Here is a 5,892-nt window from a genome sequence, read left to right as displayed (position 1 = left end):
GAGGAGACCTTGGAGTGGATTAAGCTTAGGAGGGGGAAGTTGAAGGCAAAGCAAGCTAATCTTGGTGATCTTGCTGAAGTCGATTTAGAGGAGGAGTTCAATGAAGATATTCGTGGATGCTAGCCCCCTAATCTATTTAAATGTCCCAATGCCTGAGGAACAAGCAAAGCTCATTGAATCATTTTGGAAAAGTCTTCTAAGTGAACATGAAGTCTTCACAAACCTTCTCGTTTTGGACGAGGTTATATATGTTTCGAAAAGAAAGTATGGTGTTAAACAAGAGGAAACTCTGAATTTCATAGAACGCACAGTCCTCCCACATATTGAACTTTTATCAATTGGAGCTGAGCTATATTCATTCTTCAGACTCTATATGATGAAATTCAATCTTAAGCCGTCCGATGCTCTGCACGCAGCTACCGTTAAGAGGTACAAATTAGATGCCATTGCAAGTGAGGACAAAGATTTTGACAGAGCTGGAATAAGGAGGATATGGCTATAATGCATTGAAATATCGAAACTGCTAGAATATACCAGCAATGGATAATGACCTCCTTCTAAAGTTAAGAGGGAGTTACTGGATGAGGCTAGGAGGCTTAACATAAATGTTTCTGAGCTTATTAGGAGTGTGCTTGAAAATGAGGTTCGTAGGCGTAGGTTAATGTTGCTTGAAGAGAAGTTGAAGGCTAAAAAGTCTATTCTCGAAAAGATCGACGTTGACATGACTGTAAGGCTCATTAAAGAGGGTGGAGGGAGATTGAATAAGTAAAACATATATTTGTTTGATGTGTTTAGCTTAGTTAAGGCGCTTAAATAGTTTGAATAAATCTTGGAGGAGGGTTGACATTGGTGAGAAGGGTTTTAGAGGAGTTTGTTTGGAGAATTAAGATTAGGAAGTTTATTAAGAGATGGAATAGGCTTCTCAGGGTGTGAAGCCTAGTGGGAAGGGGTTTTCAGTGGGAAGTGTAAGGGAGGATCGTGAAAATCATTAATGACTGATTGTACTTTGTAATTGTAGTAGTGTTTTTATGGCGCATGTTAATGGTGTGAAGGCTTTTTCGAGTATTTCAACTTTAGCATTTCTTATAAGCTCTCTATATCCACTTACACCATGATCTTTGAACCATTTCTTAATGCTCTCCTTGTCAGCTTCCACATTTTCTCCGCTAAGGAGCTTTATTAGCTCTGCATAGTTTTCCTCAATACTCTTAACCCTACCTTGAACAGCTAAGATTATTATCCCTTGCTTACCGCCTTTTTCAACAGTAATTTTCCAACAACCTTCACATAAACGCTTTATCCTGCCAAGAACCGCAAAACCCCTTTCACTTAATGCTTTCTTGAAGTCATTAATGGACCTTAAGTGTTCTTTGTCAAGCAATACAAGAAACCTTAATGTTTTCCTCTCTTTATCAAATAGCGTTGCTAAGATCTCTGTTACCTTTAAGCCAGTTGCTGGTGCGTATTGGGGAAGTATTAAAACTGATTTATGATCATACTTTTCACATATTTCTCCGAGAGTCCTTATATCTCTACTCCCATCTCCCGTTAGGACGTACGCTAAAGGTTCCTTTAAAAGTTCTTTAACGGCTACGCCTCCTCTCCCAATTAACTTCACTCCACTACACCTTCAATTATGGCTCTTAGATCGATTCCCTTTTCAAGAATTTCTTCAAGTTCATCAAGTTCGATACTCTTATGGTGAATCATATCGTTAGCATCCTTCTTCAATATTATTATTTTAGCATCCCTAGGTTCAATAAATATAAGGCTATGTAAAACATCGAGGCTATGCGTAGCTATCACTACTTGTCTCTCAGATTCAGCTAACCATTTCAATAATGTATTCATAAGACTTGGATGCATAGCAACTTCAATATCATCCCATAAAACCAGTGCTGGATTAAGATGCTCCACCGCAAAATACATTAAAATGAACCTCTTAACTCCTTCACCAAGGTCATTAAGGCTTACGTAAATGGCAGTATCTCCGACCTCCTTCCTAACGAAGAGTTCATTACCTCTAGTGAAAACTTCTGTAAACCTATCATAAACGACATCTTCTAAATACTCCCTACACACTTTAGTGTGAAGCCCCTTCTTAACGATACCATCAACGCTCCTGAAAGAGTAATCATGCAACTCCTTGTAAGCATTACTATGGTCTGGTACATAAAGCGCCAATGCAGAACCTCTTGGATTAAGGGATTTTACAAAGTCTTCATATCGATCTTTCAACAAACTTATTTCAACTTCATTCCCACCTAAAAATGCCCTCGTTTTAGCTTCTACACTCATTTTTTCAGCCGATATTTTTACTTCAACCCTCTCTACGTTTACAGTTTTGTATCCAACAGTCTTAGATTCAAGACTTAGTGATAGAATTCTGGGAGGAATATCGAGTGGATATTTTAATACCCCTTTTACTCCAAGCTCAAAACTTATAGTAGCTTCTCCAGAATATCCATAAACTAGGCGTTTCCAATCTCCAATAAGCTCCCCGATATAAACGCTAGCTGATCTATCGTATGGTGGAATAGTAGATTCACGTAGAGGCATCGCCAGTAGGTAGAGTGCTTGTAGAATTGAGGTTTTGCCAGTACAGTTTCTACCAACAAGTACATTGAACTTGCCAAGCTCAATAGGCTTTTCCAACCCTTTAATTCCTCTAAACTCCTTTATATCAAAACTCTTTATAAGCCTCATCGAATAACGCCTACAACATTAATAATGATTGATTAAATTATATGTGTTTCGTAATGGTTAACGTTTAGCCGAGACCCGTAGAGCTTATGCTCATGTAATGCTATCATCATCCCATCAAAGGGGGTATCAAATTTTTTGCTTACGTAAATTTTGTGTGATAACTTTTTATATGGAAAGTATGGAAAGTTTGTATGCTATTTGTGGAGGAAGGTTTGGATGCGTTTATTTACGGTATTCTTGCTTATGGTAACCGTGGTAACGTTCATTGTTTTCGGCATCTTCTATCAATCCCCCTATGCTATTGAGAGAGCTTTAGCTTTCGGAAGCGCTATTACTGGGCTTATTAGTTTCGCCTACACCGTATATCGAGGTTTAGTTAACATAATCTCTAATCATGTGGCGAGGTGGGCGGATCAAGTTGTGGTGAAGCCTATAGCTACCTTGATAGTTATGACGAATGAGGATCTTAAGAGGAAGTCAATTCAGGAAATTGTTATGGATTTACAGAGGTCTAAGGAGGTAACGAACTTAATTTTAAAATCCATTAGGTCTACATAACCTTTTTTACACCTCTACGTTTAAATGTCTATCTTCACCCCTACTCCCGTCTATGTATCTATTGCTGTAATACTTTGCAATATATTGTTCAATGATATCTCCACTACAATGGATTGGGATACCCTTAATGTTCTTCCAGATTCATCTATAATTTCGCGGACCTCGTCCATGTTTACTTCAGATATGTGGAAACCCAAATGACCATGTACAATTTCACACTCAACTTAATAATATATAGAGCCCTCCGTGGAAATAATAAGTCCAAGAAACATTCAGAAAATGTTTTATCTCCCACAAGACTTATATTAAGGCACTAAATCGATGTTGTAGGTTAACCAGCACATTTTCCCATATGCTTTGAATCCAACTTTCTCGTATACGTGTTTGGCTGGATAGTTGTCTGTTCGAACATGTAGCCCCACGTGTTCCGTGCTTTTCAATGCTTCCCTCACTAGGAAGGATGCTAGTGAAGTTGCACATCCCTTGTTCCTATATTCTGGCTTCGTATAGAATCCACCTATAATCCATATTTCAGGGATTTTAACATGCACACAAGCCACTGAAACTAATTTACCATCCTTGAATATTCCATAGAATGGCAGTTCCTTAAGGAAGTTTTCAGCTTCCTCTATATCCTCATCTGTAGGTTCATCCCTCCTTAAACTTGCAAGGTGGATAGCGTCGGTCAAGCTTAACTGTCTAATTTCATGATTTATGTAGAGACGTTCTTCACCCCTCTTCAAGAGCATGAAATCCATATCATACCTCGCATTTACTGCAAATTTCCGTTTAATAATATGTTCAGATTCCGGGAATACATGAAACATTATTTTATCTGCCGATATAACGTCGAGAAGTTTTTCAACAGCCTCCTCTCCTCCCCAAAGCCAAATAGCATGCATGCCTGTACGGCTTAAGAAATCCAGTAAAAGACCCTTCAACTCATAATCTTCAAGGCATATGAAGAATTTCGCCCTATGACGTAAATAGTGGAGGTCGTAAATGGCATAGGCATTGATAAATGGATCTTTATAGAGAAATTTCTCAACTAAGGGAATGAGGTCATCAGTAAGTTCTTTCACGATTAACATCTGCCACCCCCTCAATCTCTAAGCTATAATTAATACATTAAATATTAAGTATTAGTGCTTGTTTATGGTTTAAAGCACTCTTTGTTTAGTATGGAATTTAAATTTTGAGAAGTGGGATTAATGGTGTGGAGAGTAGAATTAGTATGGTGCTGTAAAGGAGGATTATAGAGGCTATTTCCCTCCCATTTTCGGGTCTACTCTTCCCCAACAATTTCTTCATTGGTAAAGTTATTAGGTTTTATATTTGCTTTGGGAGGGGTGGCATGAATGGTGTGCAATTACGATACTTCACATATTCATTTCCATACATCCTAACCATAACGTTCTCCTCATGTAAGGCAACACCTACAATTATTAGGGTGGAGATAAGCCATAGGAGGCTTGGTGATAGAACATAGCCGCCTTTAGGCGCATCTATCGTGGATGCTAAAATGGCAAATGAATTAGCAGGAGAAACCAAACAACAATGCTTAAAATATAGCAATCCGGAAGTTGCCACTTAGTAGTGTTGCTCATCTCATAATATGGTTTATACTTAACAAGCCCCTAAACCCAACTAATGTCCACCCTCACATTCATAAGCAAAATGAATTAAAGAAGGATTGTGAATTAAACTTCTCCTGCTAATTTATTTACCTCTCTCCCCGTTTTCCAAGCCAGTGTATTGCTCCAGCTATTACCCAGCAGATTATTGTGCTTATGGGTGTGAAGGAGCAGTGGGCGTAGTAGCCTAAGAGGGATGGTTTACTTGCAGGTGCAGGTATCAGAGTAGTCACTCCTAGAACGAAGAATACTATTACGCCAACCCAATAATACCACTTCAACAATTTTCACCATTCATTTTCACATTCCTCAACAATTAAATCTTCCTATGTATTGATTTTGGTTAGGTTTAAATGGTTGGTTTCAATAATGCTGTTCGGGTGTGAGTTTAAATGGGTGGGAAGGAGCTTTTGCCTTCAACATGTACTTATGCTGATTCCTTGAAATATGCTGGTAAATGTGGGGAGTTTTTGCGGAGATGGGTTATGGGTGTGGTGGCTGGTTTATGTGAGGTGGATGAGGAGACTGCTAGGAGGGTTTTGAGGGGGGCTGGTGAGGAGTGTTGTAAAATTTTCTTGGAAGTTTATGGTTATGATTTAAGCAGTCAAGATTTGGATTCTCTAATTAGATTATTGGGTAGTAGCCCGAATAGTGGTTGCTATAGGGTGGATGAGGACACCATTATATATGAGTTTAAATCTGAGCGGTGTGAATGTCCACTTGTTGAGATGGGTGTTGCTGGTTTGTCTTCTAGGCTTTGCTCAGCATGCTTCACCAATTGGCTTTCATACATGTTTAGCACAGTAACCAAGAGAAGGGTTAAAGCTGAATTCATTGAGAGTTTGGCTACTGGTGCATCTAAATGCACCTTTAAAATAAAATTACTCTAAAAACTGTGGATTTATACGGTCCTTCTACTTTTAGAAGTTTAAAGGTTGGTGGTGAGATGTTTTGAATATTTCTTTCGATTCAAAAATGTTTTAAATTTCTATGT

General features: G+C 38.5%; 8 protein-coding genes and 1 pseudogene. 4 read left to right on the top strand and 5 right to left on the bottom strand.

What is annotated here, in order from left to right:
* Positions 1 to 100: 100 nt before the first annotated feature.
* The gene (locus tag MRT15_RS08845) at positions 101 to 502 is read left to right on the top strand and encodes a type II toxin-antitoxin system VapC family toxin (RefSeq protein WP_304329722.1); all 402 of its coding nucleotides are present in this window, start codon (positions 101 to 103) and stop codon (positions 500 to 502) included.
* A 72-nt stretch (positions 503 to 574) separates the two neighbouring features.
* Positions 575 to 769: pseudogene (locus tag MRT15_RS08840) on the top strand (type II toxin-antitoxin system CcdA family antitoxin); the annotation flags it as partial.
* 219 nt (positions 770 to 988) lie between these two features.
* Here MRT15_RS08840 and MRT15_RS08835 read toward each other — a convergent pair.
* Positions 989 to 1,618, bottom strand: a complete 630-nt coding sequence (locus tag MRT15_RS08835) for a hypothetical protein (protein ID WP_304329721.1) — start codon at positions 1,616 to 1,618, stop codon at positions 989 to 991.
* Positions 1,615 to 2,706 (bottom strand): ATP-binding protein, encoded by a 1,092-nt coding sequence (locus MRT15_RS08830; RefSeq protein ID WP_304329720.1) that lies wholly within the window; start codon positions 2,704 to 2,706, stop codon positions 1,615 to 1,617. Before MRT15_RS08830 ends, MRT15_RS08835 begins: the two co-directional genes overlap by 4 nt.
* 198 nt (positions 2,707 to 2,904) lie before the next feature.
* On the opposite strand from MRT15_RS08830, the gene MRT15_RS08825 reads away from it, so the two are divergent.
* Complete coding sequence (locus MRT15_RS08825; protein WP_304329719.1) at positions 2,905 to 3,264, top strand: hypothetical protein; 360 nt, start codon at positions 2,905 to 2,907, stop codon at positions 3,262 to 3,264.
* Between the two features lie 305 nt (positions 3,265 to 3,569).
* Here the strand turns inward: MRT15_RS08825 and MRT15_RS08820 are convergent, their stop codons facing one another.
* The 3 genes from MRT15_RS08820 to MRT15_RS08810 form a co-directional block, all read right to left on the bottom strand.
* Entirely contained in the window at positions 3,570 to 4,355 is a 786-nt protein-coding gene (locus MRT15_RS08820) for a GNAT family N-acetyltransferase (protein ID WP_304329718.1), read from the bottom strand.
* A gap of 238 nt (positions 4,356 to 4,593) precedes the next feature.
* Entirely contained in the window at positions 4,594 to 4,815 is a 222-nt protein-coding gene (locus MRT15_RS08815) for a hypothetical protein (RefSeq protein WP_304329717.1), read from the bottom strand.
* A gap of 172 nt (positions 4,816 to 4,987) precedes the next feature.
* Complete coding sequence (locus tag MRT15_RS08810) at positions 4,988 to 5,179, bottom strand: hypothetical protein (protein WP_304329716.1); 192 nt, start codon at positions 5,177 to 5,179, stop codon at positions 4,988 to 4,990.
* A 111-nt stretch (positions 5,180 to 5,290) separates the two neighbouring features.
* On the opposite strand from MRT15_RS08810, the gene MRT15_RS08805 reads away from it, so the two are divergent.
* A complete protein-coding gene (locus MRT15_RS08805; protein WP_304329715.1) occupies positions 5,291 to 5,788 on the top strand; it encodes a hypothetical protein in 498 nt (165 codons plus the stop codon).
* Positions 5,789 to 5,892 lie beyond the last annotated feature (104 nt).

The sequence above is a fragment of the Candidatus Culexarchaeum yellowstonense genome, assembly GCF_024707025.1.
Lineage (GTDB): Archaea > Thermoproteota > Methanomethylicia > Culexarchaeales > Culexarchaeaceae > Culexarchaeum.
This window is presented reverse-complemented; position numbering and strand designations above follow the sequence as displayed.

Excerpts from the sequence above, each read along its gene's own strand:
- MRT15_RS08845 (WP_304329722.1), top strand. The coding sequence starts at position 101 with ATGAAGATATTCGTGGATGCTAGCCCCCTAATCTATTTAAATGTCCCA.
- MRT15_RS08830 (WP_304329720.1), bottom strand. The coding sequence starts at position 2,706 with ATGAGGCTTATAAAGAGTTTTGATATAAAGGAGTTTAGAGGAATTAAA.
- MRT15_RS08820 (WP_304329718.1), bottom strand. The coding sequence starts at position 4,355 with ATGTTAATCGTGAAAGAACTTACTGATGACCTCATTCCCTTAGTTGAG.
- MRT15_RS08805 (WP_304329715.1), top strand. The coding sequence starts at position 5,291 with ATGGGTGGGAAGGAGCTTTTGCCTTCAACATGTACTTATGCTGATTCC.